At 56.0% G+C, this 20405-nt stretch carries 20 protein-coding genes, 1 rRNA gene and 1 other annotated feature; of the genes, 14 read left to right on the top strand and 7 right to left on the bottom strand.

Annotated features, from left to right (window positions below; translation table 11 throughout):
* Nucleotides 1–26 precede the first annotated feature (26 nt).
* Nucleotides 27–818, bottom strand: a complete 792-nt coding sequence (locus NR795_RS11665; RefSeq protein ID WP_144817894.1) for an inner membrane protein YpjD — start codon at nt 816–818, stop codon at nt 27–29.
* A gap of 191 nt (nt 819–1009) precedes the next feature.
* On the opposite strand from NR795_RS11665, the gene ffh reads away from it, so the two are divergent.
* The 7 genes from ffh to NR795_RS11630 all read left to right on the top strand — a co-directional run bounded on the left by ffh (nt 1010) and on the right by NR795_RS11630 (nt 6491).
* Complete coding sequence (gene ffh, locus NR795_RS11660) at nt 1010–2374, top strand: signal recognition particle protein (RefSeq protein ID WP_144817895.1); 1365 nt, start codon at nt 1010–1012, stop codon at nt 2372–2374.
* Between the two features lie 114 nt (nt 2375–2488).
* Nucleotides 2489–2737, top strand: a complete 249-nt coding sequence (gene rpsP / locus NR795_RS11655) for a 30S ribosomal protein S16 (RefSeq protein WP_042387512.1) — start codon at nt 2489–2491, stop codon at nt 2735–2737.
* Nucleotides 2738–2752: 15 nt separating this feature from the next.
* Nucleotides 2753–3292: a ribosome maturation factor RimM gene (gene rimM, locus NR795_RS11650; RefSeq protein WP_144817896.1), complete on the top strand. Its 540-nt coding sequence runs from the start codon at nt 2753–2755 to the stop codon at nt 3290–3292.
* 43 nt (nt 3293–3335) lie between these two features.
* Nucleotides 3336–4103 carry a tRNA (guanosine(37)-N1)-methyltransferase TrmD gene (trmD, locus tag NR795_RS11645; RefSeq protein ID WP_042387508.1) on the top strand — a complete coding sequence of 256 codons (768 nt, stop codon included), beginning with the start codon at nt 3336–3338 and terminating at the stop codon, nt 4101–4103.
* A 40-nt stretch (nt 4104–4143) separates the two neighbouring features.
* Nucleotides 4144–4491: a 50S ribosomal protein L19 gene (gene rplS, locus NR795_RS11640; protein WP_006178051.1), complete on the top strand. Its 348-nt coding sequence runs from the start codon at nt 4144–4146 to the stop codon at nt 4489–4491.
* 145 nt (nt 4492–4636) lie between these two features.
* Nucleotides 4637–5056: a DUF2946 domain-containing protein gene (locus NR795_RS11635; protein ID WP_374544359.1), complete on the top strand. Its 420-nt coding sequence runs from the start codon at nt 4637–4639 to the stop codon at nt 5054–5056.
* 40 nt (nt 5057–5096) lie between these two features.
* Nucleotides 5097–6491: a PepSY domain-containing protein gene (locus NR795_RS11630; RefSeq protein ID WP_257758311.1), complete on the top strand. Its 1395-nt coding sequence runs from the start codon at nt 5097–5099 to the stop codon at nt 6489–6491.
* On the opposite strand, the gene dgcN is transcribed toward NR795_RS11630, so the two are convergent.
* Complete coding sequence (gene dgcN / locus NR795_RS11625; protein WP_257758310.1) at nt 6477–7685, bottom strand: diguanylate cyclase DgcN; 1209 nt, start codon at nt 7683–7685, stop codon at nt 6477–6479. The genes NR795_RS11630 and dgcN overlap by 15 nt on opposite strands.
* A gap of 149 nt (nt 7686–7834) precedes the next feature.
* Nucleotides 7835–8209, bottom strand: a complete 375-nt coding sequence (locus NR795_RS11620; protein ID WP_144817901.1) for a DUF2799 domain-containing protein — start codon at nt 8207–8209, stop codon at nt 7835–7837.
* 230 nt (nt 8210–8439) lie between these two features.
* Between NR795_RS11620 and aroF the strand changes: the two genes are divergently transcribed.
* From aroF to NR795_RS11605, 3 genes are all read left to right on the top strand, one after another.
* Entirely contained in the window at nt 8440–9510 is a 1071-nt protein-coding gene (gene aroF, locus NR795_RS11615; RefSeq protein WP_257758309.1) for a 3-deoxy-7-phosphoheptulonate synthase AroF, read from the top strand.
* 9 nt (nt 9511–9519) lie between these two features.
* The gene (gene tyrA, locus NR795_RS11610) at nt 9520–10641 is read left to right on the top strand and encodes a bifunctional chorismate mutase/prephenate dehydrogenase (protein WP_042387500.1); all 1122 of its coding nucleotides are present in this window, start codon (nt 9520–9522) and stop codon (nt 10639–10641) included.
* 68 nt (nt 10642–10709) lie between these two features.
* Nucleotides 10710–11582: an SMP-30/gluconolactonase/LRE family protein gene (locus NR795_RS11605; RefSeq protein WP_257758308.1), complete on the top strand. Its 873-nt coding sequence runs from the start codon at nt 10710–10712 to the stop codon at nt 11580–11582.
* Here the strand turns inward: NR795_RS11605 and pheA are convergent.
* From pheA to bamD, 4 genes are all read right to left on the bottom strand, one after another.
* Nucleotides 11579–12739 (bottom strand): bifunctional chorismate mutase/prephenate dehydratase, encoded by a 1161-nt coding sequence (pheA, locus tag NR795_RS11600; protein ID WP_257758307.1) that lies wholly within the window; start codon nt 12737–12739, stop codon nt 11579–11581. The two genes, NR795_RS11605 and pheA, sit on opposite strands and share 4 nt — an antisense overlap.
* Before the next feature lie 40 nt (nt 12740–12779).
* Nucleotides 12780–12905 (bottom strand) — a sequence feature (Phe leader region).
* Nucleotides 12857–12904, bottom strand: coding sequence for a pheA operon leader peptide PheL (gene pheL / locus NR795_RS11595; protein WP_181016674.1), 48 nt, complete (start codon nt 12902–12904; stop codon nt 12857–12859). It overlaps the preceding feature by 48 nt.
* Nucleotides 12906–13026: 121 nt before the next feature.
* Entirely contained in the window at nt 13027–13365 is a 339-nt protein-coding gene (raiA, locus tag NR795_RS11590) for a ribosome-associated translation inhibitor RaiA (protein WP_144817906.1), read from the bottom strand.
* Between the two features lie 266 nt (nt 13366–13631).
* A complete protein-coding gene (gene bamD / locus NR795_RS11585; RefSeq protein WP_257758306.1) occupies nt 13632–14369 on the bottom strand; it encodes an outer membrane protein assembly factor BamD in 738 nt (245 codons plus the stop codon).
* A 133-nt stretch (nt 14370–14502) separates the two neighbouring features.
* On the opposite strand from bamD, the gene rluD reads away from it, so the two are divergent.
* From rluD to NR795_RS11565, 4 genes are all read left to right on the top strand, one after another.
* On the top strand, nt 14503–15483 hold the full coding sequence (rluD, locus tag NR795_RS11580) for a 23S rRNA pseudouridine(1911/1915/1917) synthase RluD (RefSeq protein ID WP_042387491.1): 981 nt from the start codon (nt 14503–14505) through the stop codon (nt 15481–15483).
* Entirely contained in the window at nt 15480–16211 is a 732-nt protein-coding gene (yfiH, locus tag NR795_RS11575; RefSeq protein WP_257758305.1) for a purine nucleoside phosphorylase YfiH, read from the top strand. Before rluD ends, yfiH begins: the two co-directional genes overlap by 4 nt.
* A 131-nt stretch (nt 16212–16342) precedes the next feature.
* A complete protein-coding gene (gene clpB, locus NR795_RS11570; protein WP_154058751.1) occupies nt 16343–18916 on the top strand; it encodes an ATP-dependent chaperone ClpB in 2574 nt (857 codons plus the stop codon).
* Nucleotides 18917–19396: 480 nt separating this feature from the next.
* Nucleotides 19397–20405 (top strand): 16S ribosomal RNA (locus NR795_RS11565); the annotation flags it as partial.

Genomic DNA, 20405 nt, shown 5'->3' with positions numbered 1-20405 from the left:
GTTCCTTACGTACTTTACGTTTGTGCTTAACCAGCAAAATGCTGAACAACGCGGCTACCGAAGTAGGCCAGCGTGAGAAGACCAGCGCCCGCCACGTTAAACCAGACCACCGGGCGGCCGCGCCACCCTTTATGATAGTGTCCCCACAGCAGAACGATATAGACAAACCAGGCAATGATAGAGAGCACCGCTTTATCAATGTTCTCCATGGTGAACAGGTTGCGCATGTAGAACAGGCCGGTGCAGAGCGTCAGGGTCAGCAGCACCACGCCGATCTGGGTGATGTGAAACATCTTACGCTCGATGCTCATCAGCGGCGGCATTTCGCTGCTAAAGGCCAGACGCTTGTTCTTTAGCTGGTAGTCGATCCACGCCAGCTGCAGGGCATACATGGCGGCAATGATCAGCGTCGCATAGGCAAACAGCGACAGGCCAATGTGCACCATCATTCCCGGCGTCGCTTCGAGGTGGGTGATGAACGCATTAGGCACAAAGGTGGCGAAAGCCAGGTTGATCAGCGCGAAGGCGTAGACGATAGGCAGCAGCAGCCAGCCGCGATTCTTTGACGCCACGATGGTCATCACCGTACAGATCATCAGGCTGACCAGCGAGCCGACGTTGAGCAGGCTCAGGTTTTGTCCCGTATCGCCGTCGGGAAAAATGCGCGCCTCCAGCGCCAGCGCATGGCTTACCAGGGCAATGACCGCGGAGATGATAGCCATCCGCCGCCAGCCGCTGTTTTTTTGCAGCAGGCCAGGAATAATCAGCGCAAGGCTGACGGAGTAAGCAATAAGCGCAAGCAGGGCAAAAACGGGCATAGTAATGTCGACAGTTGCAGTAGATAGAAGAGAGGCAGTATAGCGTTACGTGACCTTGCCTCCAACCGTTGCATCACACCCCTGACATCACAACCCCTACATCACAACAACAGCGGCTTCTGTTATACTGCCGCAAAATCGTATTTATGTGTCGCTCAGGCGGCCACCGTTTCCACCCCAGGTGAAAGACAATGTTTGATAATTTAACCGATCGTTTGTCGCGCACGTTGCGCAATATCAGTGGCCGTGGACGCCTCACCGAAGAGAACATCAAAGAGACGCTGCGCGAAGTGCGAATGGCACTGCTGGAAGCGGACGTCGCCCTGCCGGTTGTACGCGAGTTCATTAACCGCGTAAAAGAAAAATCGGTTGGACATGAAGTGAATAAGAGCCTGACCCCGGGTCAGGAGTTCGTCAAAATCGTGCGCGGCGAGCTGGTTGCAGCGATGGGCGAAGAGAACCAGGTGCTTAACCTGGCCGCACAGCCGCCTGCGGTAGTGCTGATGGCAGGCCTGCAGGGTGCGGGTAAAACCACCAGCGTAGGTAAGCTGGGTAAGTTCCTGCGCGAGAAGCACAAGAAGAAAGTGCTGGTGGTTTCCGCCGACGTCTATCGCCCGGCGGCGATCAAGCAGCTTGAGACTCTGGCCCAGCAGGTCGGCGTCGATTTCTTCCCTTCCGACGTTGCCCAGAAGCCGGTTGATATCGTTAACGCGGCGCTGAAAGAGGCGAAGCTGAAGTTCTACGACGTGCTGCTGGTGGATACCGCCGGTCGTCTGCACGTTGACGAAGCGATGATGGACGAGATCAAACACGTCCATGCCGCCATTAACCCGGTAGAGACGCTGTTCGTGGTTGATGCCATGACCGGCCAGGACGCCGCCAATACGGCGAAGGCGTTCAACGAAGCGCTGCCGCTGACCGGCGTGGTGCTGACCAAGGTTGACGGCGACGCCCGCGGCGGTGCAGCCCTCTCTATTCGCCATATCACCGGCAAGCCGATCAAGTTCCTCGGCGTGGGTGAAAAAACCGAAGCGCTGGAGCCGTTCCACCCGGATCGTATCGCCTCCCGTATCCTCGGCATGGGCGACGTGCTGTCGCTGATCGAAGATATCGAGAGCAAGGTAGACCGCGCTCAGGCAGAGAAGTTGGCGAACAAGCTGAAGAAAGGCGACGGCTTTGACCTCACCGACTTCCTTGAGCAGCTCAAGCAGATGAAAAACATGGGCGGCATGGCCAGCCTGATGGGTAAGCTGCCGGGCATGGGCCAGCTGCCGGACAACGTGAAATCCCAGATGGATGACAAGGTTCTGGTGCGTATGGAAGCCATCATCAACTCGATGACGCTGAAAGAGCGCGCCAACCCGGACATCATCAAAGGCTCGCGCAAGCGTCGCATCGCGGCGGGCTGCGGCATGCAGGTGCAGGACGTAAACCGCCTGCTGAAGCAGTTCGATGATATGCAGCGCATGATGAAAAAGATGAAGAAAGGCGGGATGGCAAAAATGATGCGCAGCATGAAGGGCATGATGCCGCCAGCCGGTTTTCCAAAGCGTTAGTCGCTTTAGAGATTGCTTTTTGCCCCGAAACGAGTAAAATTTTCGGGCTTTTAATATGACACCGGGCTCCGTTCCTCGACGGGGCCTGTTGTTTTATTCACACAAGAGGATGTTATGGTAACTATTCGTTTAGCTCGTCACGGCGCTAAAAAGCGTCCGTTCTACCAGGTTGTTGTTACTGACAGCCGTAATGCACGCAACGGTCGCTTCATTGAGCGCGTTGGTTTCTTCAACCCGATCGCTAGCGAAAAAGAAGAAGGCACCCGCCTGGATCTGGATCGCATCGCTCACTGGGTTGGCCAGGGCGCTACCGTTTCCGATCGCGTTGCTACGCTGATCAAAGAAGCAAACAAAGCAGCTTAATCTGTCACGGTGGTCATGATGAGCATTAAAGTACCTGTTGAACCGATCGTATTGGGAAAAATGGGTTCTTGCTACGGGATCCGTGGTTGGCTCAGAGTGTTTTCCTCCACTGAAGACGCTGAAAGCATTTTTGATTACCAGCCCTGGTTTATCCAGAAGGCCGGTAAGTGGCAGATGGTCGAGCTGGAAAGCTGGCGTCACCACAATCAGGACATTGTCATTAAGCTGAAAGGCATTGATGACCGTGATGCCGCGAATGCGCTGACTAATTGTGAAATTGTCGTGGATTCGTCGCAGTTGCCGCCGCTTACTGAGGGTGACTACTACTGGAAAGACCTTATGGGTTGCCAGGTAGTGACCACAGAAGGCTACGCCCTGGGGAAAGTCATCGACATGATGGAAACCGGGTCAAATGACGTTCTCGTCATTAAGGCAAACCTGAAAGATGCGTTTGGTATCAAGGAGCGGCTGGTTCCGTTCCTCGATGGACAGGTTATCAAGAATGTCGATCTCACTACTCGCACAATCGAAGTAGATTGGGATCCTGGTTTTTAAACCTCCGGATAAACGGTAGGCACGGCACGATGGGGATTGGCTTGTGTTCATTGGTATAGTTAGCCTGTTTCCTGACATGTTTCGCGCCATTACCGATTACGGGGTAACTGGCCGGGCCGTTAAAAATGGCCTGCTGAGCATCCAGAGCTGGAGTCCACGTGACTTCGCTCATGACCGGCACCGTACCGTGGACGATCGTCCTTACGGCGGCGGACCGGGGATGCTGATGATGGTTCAACCCTTGCGGGATGCCATCCACGCAGCGAAAGCCGCGGCGGGTGAGGGCGCAAAGGTGATCTATCTGTCACCTCAGGGACGCAAGCTTGATCAAGCGGGCGTGAGCGAACTGGCAACGAATCAGAAAATGATTCTGGTGTGCGGGCGCTACGAAGGGGTCGATGAGCGTGTGATCCAAACCGAAGTCGACGAAGAGTGGTCTATCGGCGATTACGTGCTCAGCGGTGGTGAGTTACCAGCAATGACGCTGATTGACTCGGTTGCCCGGTTTATTCCAGGCGTACTGGGGCATGAGGCTTCGGCAACGGAAGATTCCTTTGCCGATGGGTTGCTGGACTGCCCACACTATACCCGTCCTGAGGTGTTAGAAGGTATGGAGGTGCCGGCGGTTCTGCTGTCGGGTAACCATGCCGAGATACGTCGCTGGCGTCTGAAACAGTCGCTGGGCCGCACCTGGCTTAGAAGACCTGAACTTCTGGAAAACCTGGCTCTGACTGAAGAGCAAGCAAAGCTGCTGGCGGAGTTCCGAAAAGAGCACGCACAACAGCAGCAAATACATGATGGGATGGCGTAAGCCTCCAAATATCAGTTTACCCAGGATAAGAGATTAAATTATGAGCAACATCATTAAGCAAATTGAACAAGAGCAGATGAAGCAGGACGTACCTTCCTTCCGTCCGGGTGATACCGTGGAAGTGAAAGTATGGGTTGTTGAAGGTTCCAAAAAACGTCTGCAGGCATTCGAGGGCGTGGTTATCGCTATTCGTAACCGCGGTCTGCACTCTGCATTCACTGTTCGCAAAATTTCCAACGGCGAAGGCGTTGAGCGTGTCTTCCAGACTCACTCTCCGGTAGTTGACAGCATTGCTGTTAAACGTCGTGGTGCTGTACGTAAAGCTAAACTGTACTACCTGCGTGAGCGTACCGGTAAGTCTGCTCGTATCAAAGAGCGTCTTAACTGATAATCGCTTTCGCGACATCCTGATAAAAAGGGGCTGGCCTGTAGGCTGGCCCCTTTTTTTATGCCTGTGCGCCCGATCTGTTAACCCCCAGGTTATAAATCCTTTACAATGTCCGCTCTCGACCGGAGGGCTAGTGGCTAATCTGATGCATCACTCAACATGGAAACGCGCAGCGGCATTGACCGCGCTGTTTGCGATCCTGCTGATCGTGGTTGCGCCGCTGATCTCCGTTGCGCTGCAGAAAGATCCCATGAGCGCTATGCCAGGCATGCACCACGAGATGTCGATGATGCCTGAGCATCACGCTATGCCTGACCATCACGCCATGCCTGAGCATTCGCCCGCATCGCAAAGCACGCCAGTCGACCATGCCGAGGCGTGCGGCTACTGCGTGCTGTTAGCCCATGTGCCAGGGGTGATCCTTGCGCTTATCGTTCTGCTCTGTGGCGTGCTGCTCAGGCTGCGGGTAACGCCACCGCGGCCCGCCGTCTGCCACTGGCACTTCTCTCCCTGGCTCTGCCCCGATACCCGCGCGCCGCCGCGCCTGTCTGCTTTTTCCCTTTAAAAAACTCAATCAATAACTTTTTGCCTTAGAAAGGAAAAGTATGACTACCTGCACTTCGCGCGCGGCATGGGTAAACCTGCTGCGACGCCTCCATTTCTACATCGGCCTCTTTGTGGGACCGTTTATTTTCATTGCCGCCCTCAGCGGGACGCTGTATGTGGCCACCCCGCAGCTGGAGAGTGCGCTCTATCACGATGCGCTCTACGGCACCCTAACCGGGGAGCATCAGCCGCTGGCCGAACAGGTAGCGGTGGCCGAGCGGGTGACCGGGGGAACACTGCGTCTGCATGCCGTCCGCCCTGGGCTGATTAGTGGAGAGACGACGCGGGTGATGTTTGCCGATCCGCAGCTTGGCGTTTCGGAGAACCGGGCTATCTTTATCGATCCCGTGACCCTGGCGGTCAAAGGCGATATGACCGTCTATGGCACCAGCGGTATTCTGCCTCTGCGCCAGACTATCGATTATCTGCACCGGTCCCTGCTGCTTGGCGATGCCGGGCGACTTTATAGCGAGCTGGCAGCGTCGTGGATGTGGATTGCTGCCCTCGGCGGTATTGCGCTGTGGTGGTTTACGCGGCCCAAACGACGGATTAACAATCGGGTGCAGAACAGCCGTCGTCTGCACGTAAGCCTGGGCTGGGTGCTGCTGGCGGGCATGCTGCTCTTCTCCGCGACCGGTTTGACCTGGTCCCAGTGGGCGGGAGGTAACGTTGATAAAATGCGCGCGGCGCTGGGTTGGATGACGCCGCAGGTAAATACCCAGCTGCACGGAGCCGCCCAGCCTGCCGATCCCCATGCGGAACATCACGCCCATCACGAGCATCATGAGGGAATGACAATGCCCATGGCGGAGAGCGACGCCGACAGCGTGCAGTATGATGAGGTATTGCAGGTTGCCCGTCAGGCCGGCATCAATGCTGCCCGTCTTGAGATCCGCCCGCCGCGAAGTGCAGACCAGGCGTGGACGGTCACGGAGATCGACCGGGCGTGGCCAACGCAGGTTGATGCCGTGGCGATCGATGGCCACACGATGACCGCGATCGATCAGACACGCTTTGCTGACTTCCCGCTGATGGCGAAGCTAACCCGCTGGGGCGTCGATTTCCATATGGGCGTGCTGTTCGGCCTGCCAAACCAGCTGGCGCTGATCCTGTTTGGCGGTGCGCTGTGCGTTAGCATCGTCGTGGGTTACCGGCTGTGGTGGATCCGCCGTCCGGCTCAGGGCGGCGTGAGTCCAGTGCAAACTCTGGTACAGAGCTGGCTGGCGCTCGGCTGGGGAGGACGGTTAATCACCCTAATCCTCGCTCTGCTGATTGGTCTGGCGCTGCCGGTGTTGGGGATTAGCCTGCTGCTGTTTATCGTTATCGATGTTCTGCGCTGGCGTCGGGCCAGCGCCGCCCAATTGCAGCCGGAACAGGAGTCAGGGCGTCTTTGAGTGGCGCTGCTTGACCTTGTACATGTTTTTGTCCGCCAGCTCCAGCAGGCTCTCGGCGCTGGCGTGCTCCCATGCCAGCGCATAGCCAATGCTGAGGGTCATCATGGTGGTAGAGCCGTTATGCAGATCGAAAGGGCGATAGAACTGCTGGGCTAGCGCGCCTGAGAGACGCTTTACCTCGTGCTCGGTGTGTACGCCGGTCAGGATCATCGCAAACTCATCTCCGCCGAGGCGGTAGGCCGTATGCCGCTTGCCGCCAAAGGCGGATAACCTTTTCGCCACCTCTATGAGAACGCTGTCGCCAACGGCGTGTCCCCATGTGTCGTTGATGTATTTGAAGTTATCACCGTCAAGAAACAGCAGCGCCGAGCAGCTTTGGGCAGCCTCATCCTTCATCAGGGCGGCGATGGCGTTGCGAAACGCGGCGCGGTTAGCCAGTCCGGTCAGCGGATCGTGCAGGGCGGTACGCAGGAGTAGGGCGTTGCGCGCCTGTAAACTCAGCTGCCACTCCTCCATCTCATCCAGCAGGCTGTTAAAGTCCTGACCAAAGCGATGAAACTCGTCAATACGCTCGTCGGCGACGCGACGGGAAAAATTGCGGTAGGTCCGCACGTCGTGCACCACGTCAGTGATATTTTGCAGCGCGTTGAACACGCCGTTATGCAGGTAGCGACTGATGGCGAGCGCCACGGCCGAGGCAAACAGGATAGATCCAGTCAGCACGCCGAGGGAGAGCAGGATAAAGTGGCCAATCAGGCTGGCCTGGGCAGTGAGATGCAGCTCGCCAATCTGGGTACCGTCATGCATGATCGGCTGCCAAACCGGGTCGGGAAGCAGCCACTGGCGAATCAGATCGCTGGCTTTGTCATAGCTGCTCTCCGGCATCGAAGACCAGCCCGCCACCACATGCTGTTTTGCATCCCGTACCTCTGCCGCGCTATAGAGCCCCCGCTGGCCAAGCATAGAGAGCGTATCGGCAGCGGCGGCCGCATCATGGCGGGCAAGAGCAAATTCCAGATTGCGGCTCATGGTCGCGCCCGTCAGCTCTAAGTTACGTAGGGCGTACTGTTTTAACGTCAGTACCGACGTGACGGAGATAAGAAACCAAACCAGCGTCATCGTAATAATCACGTTAATAATATTGATTCGACGTAGGGTACGTTTAAAAGTTGGGCGTGAAAGATCCCTATTCATCATTATTTCCCCGCAACGACGGCTGATAATTACACGTAGCAGAAAAACAGCGTTTACCTGCATATACCCTGTTAAGATCGTGGTTATATTACCCTGGATAGATCAGGGGTGATCTCGACGTATTCACAGATTGAATAATATTCCGGCAGTTAATTGAGAACGGCGTCGCGGGTGCCTTCGTCCATCCCTGCTTGCCAGGCGCTACGCAGCTGTGCGGCGCTCTCCTGCGTGTCGCAGCCAGCAGGATAGATTTTACCCGCGCGACCCCAGGCATAGAGAAAATCGTCGTGGCAGATCCTTTTCAGGCCTGCCTTGTAGCCTTGTAAATAGCGATTTCGATCAACGTCGGTGTCATTATGTACGGCAGCCAGGACCTTGTTCTCTTTGACCACTGCGCCAGAGAGGGCGTCGTCTTTTCCGGCACTGTACCAGTCGGTGCCGGTCCAGGTGGGAGCGTGTGTATAGGGTTCAACCGAGCAGCCAGACAGCAGAATGGCTAAGAGTGCGTACATTCCAGGTTTCATTATCGTGCTCCTTTTTCTTTTATTATAGCGTAGCCTGGTTGCCGTCAGGTTGCTCATGTACATTTTACTTTACGTAAAAAACACAACTAAATTGCATTTTAAGGGGTTATGTAAACAATTGTGTACGTATTATGGATTGAAATCTTTACCGATTGTGATACTGTTAGATTACTCTCTGCTGAGAACACTATCGCTAAAGACTATCGCAACGAACGACCAGGATCGCCATCATGCAAAAAGACGCGCTGAATAATGTCCATATCGCCGACGAGCAGGTTTTAATCACTCCGGAACGCCTGAAGGCGGAGTTTCCGCTGACGGCGGAGCAGGAGGCGCAGATCTCTCAATCGCGCCAGACCCTCTCCGACATCATTGCCGGGCGCGATCCGCGCTTGCTGGTGGTATGCGGACCGTGCTCCATTCACGATCCGCAGGCGGCCATTGAGTACGCTCACCGCTTTAAAGCCCTTGCCGAGGAGGTCAGCGATAGCCTCTACCTGGTCATGCGCGTCTACTTTGAAAAACCCCGTACCACCGTTGGCTGGAAAGGGTTGATTAACGATCCGCATATGGACGGTTCGTTTGATGTCGAAACCGGGCTGAAAATTGCCCGTAGCCTGCTGGTGGAGCTGGTCAGCATGGGCCTGCCGCTGGCAACCGAAGCGCTGGATCCCAACAGCCCGCAGTACCTGGGCGATCTCTTTAGCTGGTCTGCCATCGGCGCACGCACTACCGAGTCCCAGACCCACCGTGAAATGGCCTCTGGCCTCTCAATGCCGGTTGGCTTCAAGAACGGCACCGACGGCAGCCTGGCGACGGCGATCAACGCCATGCGCGCGGCGGCAATGCCGCACCGTTTTGTGGGCATCAACCAGGCGGGCCAGGTGTGCCTGTTGCAAACCCAGGGCAACCCGGACGGACACGTTATCCTGCGCGGCGGTAAAGCGCCAAACTACAGCCCGGCTGACGTGGCGCAGTGCGAGAAAGAGATGGTGCAGGCGGGCCTGAAGCCAGCCCTGATGGTAGACTGCAGCCACGGTAACTCCAATAAAGACTACCGCCGCCAGCCTGCGGTAGCTGAATCCGTCGTGGCGCAAATCAAAGATGGTAACCGGTCGATCATTGGCCTGATGATCGAGAGTAATATTCATGAAGGTAATCAATCGTCCGAGCAGCCGCGCGGTGATATGAAATATGGCGTCTCCGTGACCGATGCCTGCATCAGCTGGGAGACCACCGACGCGCTGCTGCGTGAGATTAACCAACATCTGCGTGGGCATCTGGCAGCACGTCTGGCTTAAGAGGTTGTTATGGTTGCTGAATTGACCGCGCTGCGCGATCAAATTGATGAAGTAGATAAGGCGCTGCTGGCCCTGCTGGCGAAGCGTCTGGATCTGGTGGCCGAGGTCGGCGAGGTTAAGAGTAAATATGGCCTGCCGATTTACGTGCCCGAGCGCGAGGCGGCTATGCTGGCTTCCCGCCGTCAGGAGGCCGAGTCGCTTGGCGTGCCGCCGGATCTGATTGAGGACGTGCTCAGGCGTGTGATGCGTGAATCCTACTCTAGCGAGAACGATAAAGGGTTCAAAACCCTCTGTCCGACGCTGCGACCGGTGGTGATTGTGGGCGGCGGTGGCCAAATGGGCCGGCTGTTTGAGAAGATGCTGACCCTCTCCGGCTACCAGGTGCGAATACTTGAGAAAGATGACTGGGCGCAGGCGGGCAATATTGTCGCCGATGCCGGGATGGTGATCGTCAGCGTGCCTATTCATGTCACCGAGCAGGTGATTGCCTCGCTGCCGCCGCTGCCGGAGGATTGCATCCTTGTCGATCTGGCCTCGGTAAAAAGCGGGCCGTTGCAGGCCATGCTGAGCGTGCATAAAGGCCCCGTACTAGGGCTGCATCCGATGTTCGGCCCGGACAGCGGTAGCCTGGCGAAGCAGGTGGTAGTCTACTGCGACGGACGCAAGCCAGAAGCCTACCAGTGGCTGCTGGAGCAGATTCAGGTTTGGGGTGCCCGTTTGCACCGTATCAGCGCCGTCGAGCACGATCAGAACATGGCGTTTATTCAGGCGCTGCGCCACTTTGCCACCTTCGCCTACGGGTTGCATCTGGCAGAAGAGAACGTGCAGCTGGAGCAGTTGCTGGCGCTCTCCTCGCCCATCTACCGTCTGGAGCTGGCAATGGTTGGGCGACTGTTTGCCCAGGATCCGCAGCTCTACGCGGACATCATTATGGCCTCGGAGAGTAACCTGGCGCTGATCAAGCGCTACTACCAGCGCTTTGGCGAAGCGATTGAGCTGCTGGAGCAGGGCAACAAGCAGGCGTTTATCGATAGCTTCCGCAAGGTAGAGCACTGGTTTGGCGACTACGCCCAGCGCTTTCAGAGCGAAAGCCGGGTGCTGCTGCGTCAGGCAAACGACAACCGTCAATAGGTTAAAAGCTGTATATACTTTAAGGCCAGTGGGTTACCCGCTGGCCTTTTTACTGTATGGGAGTCTCTATGGCTGAGCCGCAACTGCTGTTTGATTACACCGGCCATCTGCCGGAATGTCCTGTCTGGAGCGAATCGGAACAGGCGCTGTACTGGGCCGATATTCTGGAGGGGGAGATCCACCGCTACCATCTGGCCTCCGCTGAGCATACCGTGCTGCGGTTTCCGGAAGAGGTGGGCTGCTTTGCCCTACGCGAGAAGGGCGGTTTCATCGTTGCGATGCGTAGTGCCATCTGGCTGGCGGACAAGCGTGGCCTGCTGACTCAAAAAGTGTGTGATAACCCCTCTAATCCGGAGCTGGCGCGCTTTAACGACGGTGGGACCGATCATGCTGGGCGTTTTTACGCTGGCACGTTCTGGGCACCGCAGGATTACAACGGTGCGCTGCTGATGCGGATCGATAACGATCTGACCCCGAAGGTGATCCAGTGCGATATCCGTGGGGCCAACGGATTAGCCTTTAGCCCAGACGGGACGTGGATGTATACCTCTGACACGCCGCAGGAGGTAATCTACCGCACACCGCTGGATGAGCAGGGCGAGCCCGGCAAGCGCGAGGTATTCCGCACCTTTAAAAAAGAGGAGGGGCAGCCGGACGGAGCGGCAACGGACGTTGAGGGCTGCTACTGGAGCGCGCTGTACGACGGCTGGCGCATCGCACGTTTCTCTCCCGAGGGCGAGCAGCTGGAAGAGTATCGCCTGCCGGTGCGCTGCCCGACGATGGTGTGCTTTGGCGGCGAAGATATGAAGACGCTGTTCATCACCACCACCCGAGAGAATATGAAGCAGGACGAGCTGGCGAAGTTTCCGCTCTCCGGGGCTCTCTTCACCCTGCCAGTGAACGTGGCAGGCGTGAAGAAATCCCCTTTTATTGAACGTTAAGCCGGATCGACCGGCACAACGTTTTCGCCAGGATAGCAGCCCAGCACTTTCAGCGAGCGGGTGATCTCCCCGAGCTCGCGCAGGGCTTTCTGCATGGATGCAGACTCCAGGTTAGCCTGGATATCCAGATAGAACATCTCTTCCCACGGGTTACCGTGAATGGGCCGTGACTCCAGCTTGGTCATAATCAGGTTGTGGTTACGCAGCACCAGCAGCGCCTCAACCAGCGCCCCGGCCTGCTGGCCCGTGGCCATCAGCAGCGTTGTTTTAGCTGGCACCTGATCGGAGACATTAATCGGTTTACGCGCCAGCACGATAAAGCGAGTAATGTTTTGCGTCTGGTTTGCCAGGTTGCGCTCCAGCACCTGCAGACCATACAGCGCGCCGCCCGCCTCGCTGCCCAGCGCCGCTACATGCGGTGAATTCGCCTGGGCCACTTTCTCCATTGCCGCCGAGGTGCTCTCGGTGTACTCGATTTTCCACTGTGGATAGCGGTTTAAAAACTGGCTGCACTGTTGGAAGGGCTGCGGGTGGCTGTAGACCGTGTCGATTTTGCCCAGATCGGTCGTATCCGAGACCAGCACGCAGTGATCGATCGGCACGGTCATCTCCCCAACGATCGCCAGGCTGGTGTGCTGGAGCAGATCGTAGACGTCGTTGATCGCCCCGGAGCTGGTGTTCTCCAGCGGCACGACGGCATAGTCGGCCTGACCGGTCTCCACCTGCTGAAAGATATCGTGGAACTTTGCGCAGCCGCTCTCAATAAACTGCTCGAAGTGGCGCGCCGCGTACTGACGTGCGGCCAGGTGCGAATAGGAGCCTTTGGGACCGAGAAACGCGATCCGCGCCGAGTGCGGGTTGGTTTGATTAAGATGCTGCTGAAGCAGGGCCTGCTGCGTAAGGACAGAGTCTTCAATAATCAGCTGGAACAGACGGGTAATGTAGTGCGCATCGAGATGGTGCGTTTTGCCAAGCTGGATCAGGTGCTCCAGCAGATCGCGTTCGCGGTCGATATCGCGCACTGGACGGTGGGAGGTGAGCTTGGCTTTGCCCACCTCAACGGCAAGCTGACGACGCTCGGCCAGCAGCGCCAGCAGTTGCTCATCCAGGGCACTTATCTTTTTACGCAGATCCAGCAGCGGGTTTTCCGGTGTCATAGTGTTGCCTTAGTCATTATTGTTATCTGTCTCTCAGCCATAAAAAAAGGCCCCCCGGTTTGGGAGGCCTTGCTGTTCGTCTTCGCACATACTCTTACACGACGAAACGCCTCCCGTTCAGGGGAAGGTAAAAAAGCGTGCGAAGAAAAACGGCGTCTGTTTCATGGGAGAGTCCTGTCTATGTCTACACGTAAAGTAACCGTACTGTTTTCACCCTGTCAATAAAAAACGCGCCCGAAGGCGCGTGGGTGAGACACTCAATGTAAAGGACTACTCTTCGTAAAGGATTACTCTTCGTCTTCTTCAACGAAGCTGGCGTCTTTCACCGACGTAGCGGCGCGACGGGCTTCACCTTTGTGCTGCACTTTATTGAGCTGCCGTTCCAGCTTGTTAATCAAGTCATTGATAGCGGTATACATATCATCGTGTCGGCCACTGGCAACCAGCTGGCCATTAGGGGTATTAATGGTTGCGTCGGCAACAAAACCCTGCGGCTCCTTCGAGAGGATGATATGGGGATTAATCAGATGAGTTTGCCATTTTTCAAGCTTGGCGAGACGGTCTGCGACATGCTGGCGAATTGCCGGAGTAATTTCCATTTGTTTACTGGTAATGTTCACTGTCATAGATGTTACCTCTTGTCTTTCCGTCCAGGTGATCTCAGCATACCTGTCTGAAGGTCAAAAAGTGTGATTTCTATCACGTATTTTTGTCACTTTTTGTCAATGACGACATTTTGTGAGGCAGGACAGGAAGAGTTGCGATTTCACTTGAAGGATAGGGGAAGGGGAGTCATAGTTGATAGGTTATGTCGCGGCATTACCTCTTTAGAGTCAGCCGAAACCGCATAAAAAAACGGCAGCCCGAGAGCTGCCGTTTGTGTTTTTGACTATCAGGTATTGCTGCTGTTGGACGCGATAATCTTCGCGACTTTATCTGCCTGAGCATTCATCTGCATCTGGCGATAGGCATTCTCCATCAGCGGCAGGGCGTTACGCGTCGCCTGCGTGTCAGGGTAGTCGCGCAACATGCCTTCTACGCGGTTGACTACCGCTACCCACGCGCCGCGTTCGGTGTAGTATTCCGCCACGGAGTACTCATACTTCGCCAGGCGATCCTTCAGGAACACCAGGCGTTTGGTGGCATCGGTAACGTACTGGCTGTTCGGATAGCCGCGTACCAGCTTCGAAAAGTCATTAAACGCATCGCGGGCGTGCTGAGGATCGCGGTCGCTACGATCGACGCCGAAGAAACCCTGTAATGCACTGTCGTCCAGCGCCATGTCGGTCAGGCCGCGCATGTACATCACGTAATCAATGTTCGGATGAGTCGGGTTCAGACGGATAAAGCGATCGATCGCGGCCTGAGCCAGCGGCAGATCGGCATTTTTATAGTAGGCGTAGATCAGATCCAGCTGAACCTGCTGGGAGTAAGGGCCAAACGGATAACGGTTATCCAGCGCTTCCAGTTGCGTTATTGCCTGTTTCCAGTTACCGTCCTGCAACTTTTGCTGAGCAGTCGCATAGATTTCATTAGGCGGATTATCAGGTACCTCTTCCTTTGAACTGGAGCAACCCACCAAAGCCAGGCTCAACGTGGCGGCTGCCACCAGATATTTCATGCGCGTCATGACGTTTTGACTTTCCTCAAAATGTTTATGCGGGAGGATTCTCTGTTCCTGCTCCCGATTAAGACCAGCTACAATAGCACACTATATTAAACGGCAAAGCCGTAAAAACCCAAGGTTAACGAAGAAGCTGTCTATGGCACAACTAGTACAACTCACCGCAACGGTGTCCGAAAATCAACTCGGTCAACGCTTAGATCAGGCATTGGCCGAAATGTTCCCGGATTATTCACGTTCGCGCATAAAAGAGTGGATCCTTGACCAGCGCGTGCAGGTCAACGGCAAGATTTGCGACAAGCCCAAAGAGAAAGTGTTGGGCGGCGAGCGCGTCGCCATCGATGCCGAGATCGAAGAAGAGGCGCGCTTTGAGGCGCAGGATATTCCGCTCAACATTGTCTATGAAGATGACGATATTCTCGTGATCAACAAGCCGCGCGACTTCGTAGTGCATCCGGGCGCAGGTAACCCTGACGGCACCGTACTGAATGCGCTGCTGCACTACTATCCGCCGATCGTTGACGTACCGCGCGCCGGTATCGTGCACCGTCTGGATAAAGACACCACTGGCCTGATGGTCGTTGCTAAGACCGTTCCAGCTCAGACGCGTCTGGTAGAGTCTCTGCAGCTGCGCGAGATCACCCGTGAGTATGAAGCCGTTGCCATTGGCCATATGACGGCGGGTGGTACGGTGGAAGAGCCAATCAGCCGTCACCCGACCAAGCGTACCCATATGTCGGTGCATCCGATGGGCAAGCCGGCGGTGACCCACTACCGCATCATGGAACACTTCCGTGTGCACACGCGTCTGCGCCTGCGTCTTGAAACAGGCCGTACCCACCAGATCCGTGTTCACATGGCGCACATTACCCATCCGCTGGTGGGCGATCAACTCTACGGTGGCCGTCCGCGTCCGCCGAAGGGCGCGTCTGATGAGTTTATTACTGCCCTGCGCCAGTTCGATCGCCAGGCGCTGCACGCCACCATGCTGCGTCTCTATCATCCGATTACCGGTATTGAGATGGAGTGGCATGCGCCGATCCCACAGGATATGATCGACCTGATCGACGCCATGCGCGCCGATTTCGAAACGCATAAAGAGGACGTTGACTGGCTATGACATCGCTGATTGTTCCGCAGTGGCCGCTGCCCGAAGGCGTCGCGGCCTGTAGTTCGACCCGCAACGGCGGCGTGAGCCTTGCCCCCTGGGACTCCCTGAACCTGGGTGCGCACTGCGGCGACAACCCTGATCATGTCGAAGAGAACCGTCGCCGGCTGTTTGCTGCAGGCGGTTTACCCTCTAAGCCCGTCTGGCTGGAGCAGGTGCACGGCAAAACGGTGCTTACCCTTACCGGCGAGCCTTACACCTCTAAACGCGCGGACGCCTCATACAGTAATACCCCCGGCACGGTGTGTGCTGTGATGACTGCCGACTGTCTGCCGGTGCTGTTCTGTAACCGTGCGGGAACCGAAGTCGCCGCTGCGCATGCAGGCTGGCGCGGTCTGTGCGCGGGCGTGCTGGAAGAGACGGTGGCCTGTTTTGCAGATAAACCGGAAAACATCATCGCCTGGTTGGGGCCAGCCATTGGTCCCGATGCGTTTGAAGTGGGCCCGGAAGTTCGCGACGCGTTTATTGCCGAAGATTCGAACGCTTCAGCGGCATTTCGTGCGGCAGGCGAAAAATATTTTGCCGATATCTATCAGCTTGCCCGTCAGCGGCTGGCCCGCGTCGGCGTAGACGCCGTCTACGGTGGCGACCGTTGCACCTTCAGTGAGCAAAGTGAATTCTTCTCTTATCGCCGTGACAAAACCACCGGGCGCCTGGCAAGTTTCATTTGGCTGATATAACCTAAAGAATCAAGACGATCCAGTACGTGTAATATTCTTTGTACATAATTTAGATCATTAACCTTGAATAATTGAGGGATGACCTCATTTAATCTCCAGTAGCAAATTTGACCTGTATTATGGGAGGAGTTATGCGTCTGGATCGTCTTACTAATAAATTCCAGCTGGCTCTTGCCGACGCTCAGTCACTCGCGCTGGGGCAAGACCATCAATTTATCGAACCACTTCATCTTATGAGCGCCTTGCTGACACAGGAGGGGGGTTCGGTACGTCCTTTACTCACCTCTGCCGGTGTCAACGCTGGTCAGCTCCGCACCGCCATTGACCAGGCGCTAAGCCGCCTGCCGCAGGTAGAAGGTACCGGCGGGGACGTACAGCCGTCGCAGGATCTGGTGCGGGTGCTCAACCTCTGCGACAAGCTGGCGCAGAAACGTAACGATAACTTTATTTCGTCAGAGCTGTTTGTTCTGGCGGCGCTGGAGTCGCGCGGCACGCTCGCCGATCTGCTGAAAGCCGCGGGGGCGAATACCAACAACGTGACCCAGGCAATTGAACAGATGCGCGGAGGAGAAGGCGTGAACGATCAAGGGGCCGAAGACCAGCGTCAGGCCTTGAAGAAATTTACCGTCGATCTTACCGAGCGTGCCGAACAGGGCAAGCTCGATCCGGTGATTGGCCGCGACGAAGAGATCCGTCGTACTATTCAGGTACTGCAACGTCGTACCAAAAATAACCCGGTGCTGATCGGCGAGCCGGGCGTGGGTAAAACTGCCATTGTTGAAGGGCTGGCGCAGCGTATCGTTAACGGCGAAGTGCCGGAAGGGCTGAAGGGCCGTCGGGTGCTGGCGCTGGATATGGGCGCGCTGGTGGCAGGCGCAAAATATCGCGGTGAGTTCGAAGAGCGCTTAAAAGGCGTGCTGAGCGACCTGTCAAAGCAGGAAGGCAACGTTATTCTGTTTATTGACGAGCTGCATACGATGGTGGGCGCAGGTAAGGCCGATGGCGCAATGGACGCCGGGAATATGCTGAAACCGGCTCTTGCCCGCGGTGAGCTGCACTGCGTCGGCGCAACCACGCTGGATGAGTACCGTCAGTATATTGAGAAAGATGCAGCCCTGGAGCGACGCTTCCAGAAAGTGTTCGTTGCCGAGCCATCGGTTGAAGATACCATCGCTATTCTGCGCGGGCTGAAAGAGCGCTATGAGCTGCATCACCATGTGCAGATCACCGACCCGGCCATCGTGGCGGCTGCGACGCTGTCCCATCGCTACATTGCCGACCGTCAGCTGCCGGATAAAGCTATCGACCTGATCGATGAGGCTGCATCCAGCATTCGAATGCAGATCGACTCCAAGCCGGAAGAGCTGGACCGTCTGGACCGGCGCATTATCCAGCTCAAGCTTGAGCAGCAGGCGCTGATGAAAGAGTCCGATGACGCCAGCATCAAGCGTCTGGAGATGCTTAACGGCGAACTGGCTGATAAAGAACGCCAGTACTCAGTGCTGGAAGAGGAGTGGAAGGCAGAGAAAGCCTCGCTCTCCGGAACGCAGACCATTAAAGCTGAGCTGGAGCAGGCGAAGATTGCGATTGAACAGGCCCGCCGCGTTGGCGACCTGGCCCGCATGTCCGAGCTGCAGTACGGGAAAATCCCCGAGCTGGAGAAACAGCTTGAGCAGGCTACGCAGTCGGAAGGCAAAACCATGCGCCTGCTGCGTAACAAAGTGACCGATACCGAGATCGCCGAAGTGCTGGCGCGCTGGACCGGGATCCCGGTCGCCCGCATGATGGAAGGCGAGCGCGAAAAACTGCTGCGTATGGAGCAGCAGCTGCATAGCCGTGTGATTGGCCAAAACGAGGCCGTTGAGGCCGTATCGAACGCCATTCGTCGCAGCCGGGCTGGGCTGTCCGATCCCAACCGTCCGATTGGCTCTTTCCTGTTCCTTGGGCCAACCGGGGTAGGGAAAACCGAACTGTGCAAAACACTGGCTAACTTTATGTTCGACAGCGACGATGCCATGGTGCGTATCGACATGTCCGAGTTTATGGAGAAACACTCCGTGTCGCGGCTGGTGGGTGCGCCTCCAGGATACGTCGGCTATGAAGAGGGCGGGTACCTCACCGAGGCGGTTCGCCGTCGTCCCTATTCCGTTATCCTGCTGGATGAAGTAGAGAAAGCGCATCCGGACGTATTCAACATTCTTTTACAGGTGCTGGATGACGGACGCCTGACGGATGGGCAGGGGAGAACGGTCGACTTCCGCAATACCGTGGTGATTATGACTTCCAACCTGGGGTCCGATCTGATCCAGGAGCGCTTCGGTGAGCTGGACTACGGCCATATGAAAGAGATCGTTATGGGCGTGGTGAGCCACAGCTTCCGTCCGGAGTTCATCAACCGTATTGATGAGGTCGTAGTATTCCATCCGCTGGGTGAGAAACATATCGCCTCGATTGCCCAGATCCAGCTGCAGCGTCTTTATAAGCGTCTGGAAGAGCGTGGTTATGCTGTGCAGATGTCAGATGAGGCGCTGAAGCTGCTCAGCGCGAACGGTTACGATCCGGTGTATGGCGCGCGTCCGCTGAAACGCGCTATCCAGCAGCAGATCGAGAACCCGCTGGCTCAGCAGATCCTCTCTGGGGAGCTGATTCCTGGCAAAACGGTACAGCTGGTGGTGAAAGACGATCGCATTGCCGCCGTGCAGTAACAGTTAACAGAGAGTAAAAAGCGTAAAACGAGCCCCACGGGGCTCGTTTTTGTTTATAAACCAGGCGAAATAGTGCTTTGCATCACCGTTTCGCCTAAATTTTAGGCTATCGATAAGTTTTTTCGATTTAAGACTTGTCAGCTCCGAATAACTCCCTATAATGCGCCTCCACTGACACGGAACAACGGCGAATAAGCCGGCCGGTCAGCGAGGCGCCTCCGGGCACTTCGGCAGAGAAAAGCGAAAATAAACGCTTGACTCTGAATGAGGAAAGCGTAATATACGCCACCTCGCAACGGTGAGCTGAAAGCCACGTTGCACTGCTCTTTAACAATTTATCAGACAATCTGTGTGGGCACTCGAAGACATGGATTCTTAACGTCGCAAGACGCTAAATGAATACCAAGTCTCTGGAGTGAACATACGTAATTCATTACGAAGTTCTTTCTTTAGAAATAAAGAACGAAGAGCATCAAACTTAAATTGAAGAGTTTGATCATGGCTCAGATTGAACGCTGGCGGCAGGCCTAACACATGCAAGTCGAACGGTAGCACAGAGGAGCTTGCTCCTTGGGTGACGAGTGGCGGACGGGTGAGTAATGTCTGGGAAACTGCCTGATGGAGGGGGATAACTACTGGAAACGGTAGCTAATACCGCATAACGTCGCAAGACCAAAGAGGGGGACCTTCGGGCCTCTTGCCATCAGATGTGCCCAGATGGGATTAGCTAGTAGGTGGGGTAATGGCTCACCTAGGCGACGATCCCTAGCTGGTCTGAGAGGATGACCAGCCACACTGGAACTGAGACACGGTCCAGACTCCTACGGGAGGCAGCAGTGGGGAATATTGCACAATGGGCGCAAGCCTGATGCAGCCATGCCGCGTGTATGAAGAAGGCCTTCGGGTTGTAAAGTACTTTCAGCGGGGAGGAAGGCATTGTGGTTAATAACCACAGTGATTGACGTTACCCGCAGAAGAAGCACCGGCTAACTCCGTGCCAGCAGCCGCGGTAATACGGAGGGTGCAAGCGTTAATCGGAATTACTGGGCGTAAAGCGCACGCAGGCGGTCTGTCAAGTCGGATGTGAAATCCCCGGGCTCAACCTGGGAACTGCATTCGAAACTGACAGGCTAGAGTCTTGTAGAGGGGGGTAGAATTCCAGGTGTAGCGGTGAAATGCGTAGAGATCTGGAGGAATACCGGTGGCGAAGGCGGCCCCCTGGACAAAGACTGACGCTCAGGTGCGAAAGCGTGGGGAGCAAACAGGATTAGATACCCTGGTAGTCCACGCTGTAAACGATGTCGACTTGGAGGTTGTGCCCTTGAGGCGTGGCTTCCGGAGCTAACGCGTTAAGTCGACCGCCTGGGGAGTACGGCCGCAAGGTTAAAACTCAAATGAATTGACGGGGGCCCGCACAAGCGGTGGAGCATGTGGTTTAATTCGATGCAACGCGAAGAACCTTACCTACTCTTGACATCCACGGAACTTG

It is taken from the genome of Pseudescherichia sp. L3 (assembly GCF_024656065.1).
Lineage (GTDB): Bacteria > Pseudomonadota > Gammaproteobacteria > Enterobacterales > Enterobacteriaceae > Pseudescherichia.
Note: the sequence above shows the minus strand (reverse complement) of the source record. Positions and strands in the feature narration are given on the sequence as shown.

What these genes read in the sequence shown, in the direction of transcription:
- NR795_RS11665 (WP_144817894.1), bottom strand. Translation starts at nt 818, where the DNA reads ATGCCCGTTTTTGCCCTGCTTGCGCTTATTGCTTACTCCGTCAGCCTT.
- ffh (WP_144817895.1), top strand. Translation starts at nt 1,010, where the DNA reads ATGTTTGATAATTTAACCGATCGTTTGTCGCGCACGTTGCGCAATATC.
- rpsP (WP_042387512.1), top strand. Translation starts at nt 2,489, where the DNA reads ATGGTAACTATTCGTTTAGCTCGTCACGGCGCTAAAAAGCGTCCGTTC.
- rimM (WP_144817896.1), top strand. Translation starts at nt 2,753, where the DNA reads ATGATGAGCATTAAAGTACCTGTTGAACCGATCGTATTGGGAAAAATG.
- rplS (WP_006178051.1), top strand. Translation starts at nt 4,144, where the DNA reads ATGAGCAACATCATTAAGCAAATTGAACAAGAGCAGATGAAGCAGGAC.
- NR795_RS11635 (WP_374544359.1), top strand. Translation starts at nt 4,637, where the DNA reads ATGCATCACTCAACATGGAAACGCGCAGCGGCATTGACCGCGCTGTTT.
- NR795_RS11630 (WP_257758311.1), top strand. Translation starts at nt 5,097, where the DNA reads ATGACTACCTGCACTTCGCGCGCGGCATGGGTAAACCTGCTGCGACGC.
- dgcN (WP_257758310.1), bottom strand. Translation starts at nt 7,685, where the DNA reads ATGAATAGGGATCTTTCACGCCCAACTTTTAAACGTACCCTACGTCGA.
- NR795_RS11620 (WP_144817901.1), bottom strand. Translation starts at nt 8,209, where the DNA reads ATGAAACCTGGAATGTACGCACTCTTAGCCATTCTGCTGTCTGGCTGC.
- aroF (WP_257758309.1), top strand. Translation starts at nt 8,440, where the DNA reads ATGCAAAAAGACGCGCTGAATAATGTCCATATCGCCGACGAGCAGGTT.
- tyrA (WP_042387500.1), top strand. Translation starts at nt 9,520, where the DNA reads ATGGTTGCTGAATTGACCGCGCTGCGCGATCAAATTGATGAAGTAGAT.
- NR795_RS11605 (WP_257758308.1), top strand. Translation starts at nt 10,710, where the DNA reads ATGGCTGAGCCGCAACTGCTGTTTGATTACACCGGCCATCTGCCGGAA.
- pheA (WP_257758307.1), bottom strand. Translation starts at nt 12,739, where the DNA reads ATGACACCGGAAAACCCGCTGCTGGATCTGCGTAAAAAGATAAGTGCC.
- raiA (WP_144817906.1), bottom strand. Translation starts at nt 13,365, where the DNA reads ATGACAGTGAACATTACCAGTAAACAAATGGAAATTACTCCGGCAATT.
- bamD (WP_257758306.1), bottom strand. Translation starts at nt 14,369, where the DNA reads ATGACGCGCATGAAATATCTGGTGGCAGCCGCCACGTTGAGCCTGGCT.
- rluD (WP_042387491.1), top strand. Translation starts at nt 14,503, where the DNA reads ATGGCACAACTAGTACAACTCACCGCAACGGTGTCCGAAAATCAACTC.
- yfiH (WP_257758305.1), top strand. Translation starts at nt 15,480, where the DNA reads ATGACATCGCTGATTGTTCCGCAGTGGCCGCTGCCCGAAGGCGTCGCG.
- clpB (WP_154058751.1), top strand. Translation starts at nt 16,343, where the DNA reads ATGCGTCTGGATCGTCTTACTAATAAATTCCAGCTGGCTCTTGCCGAC.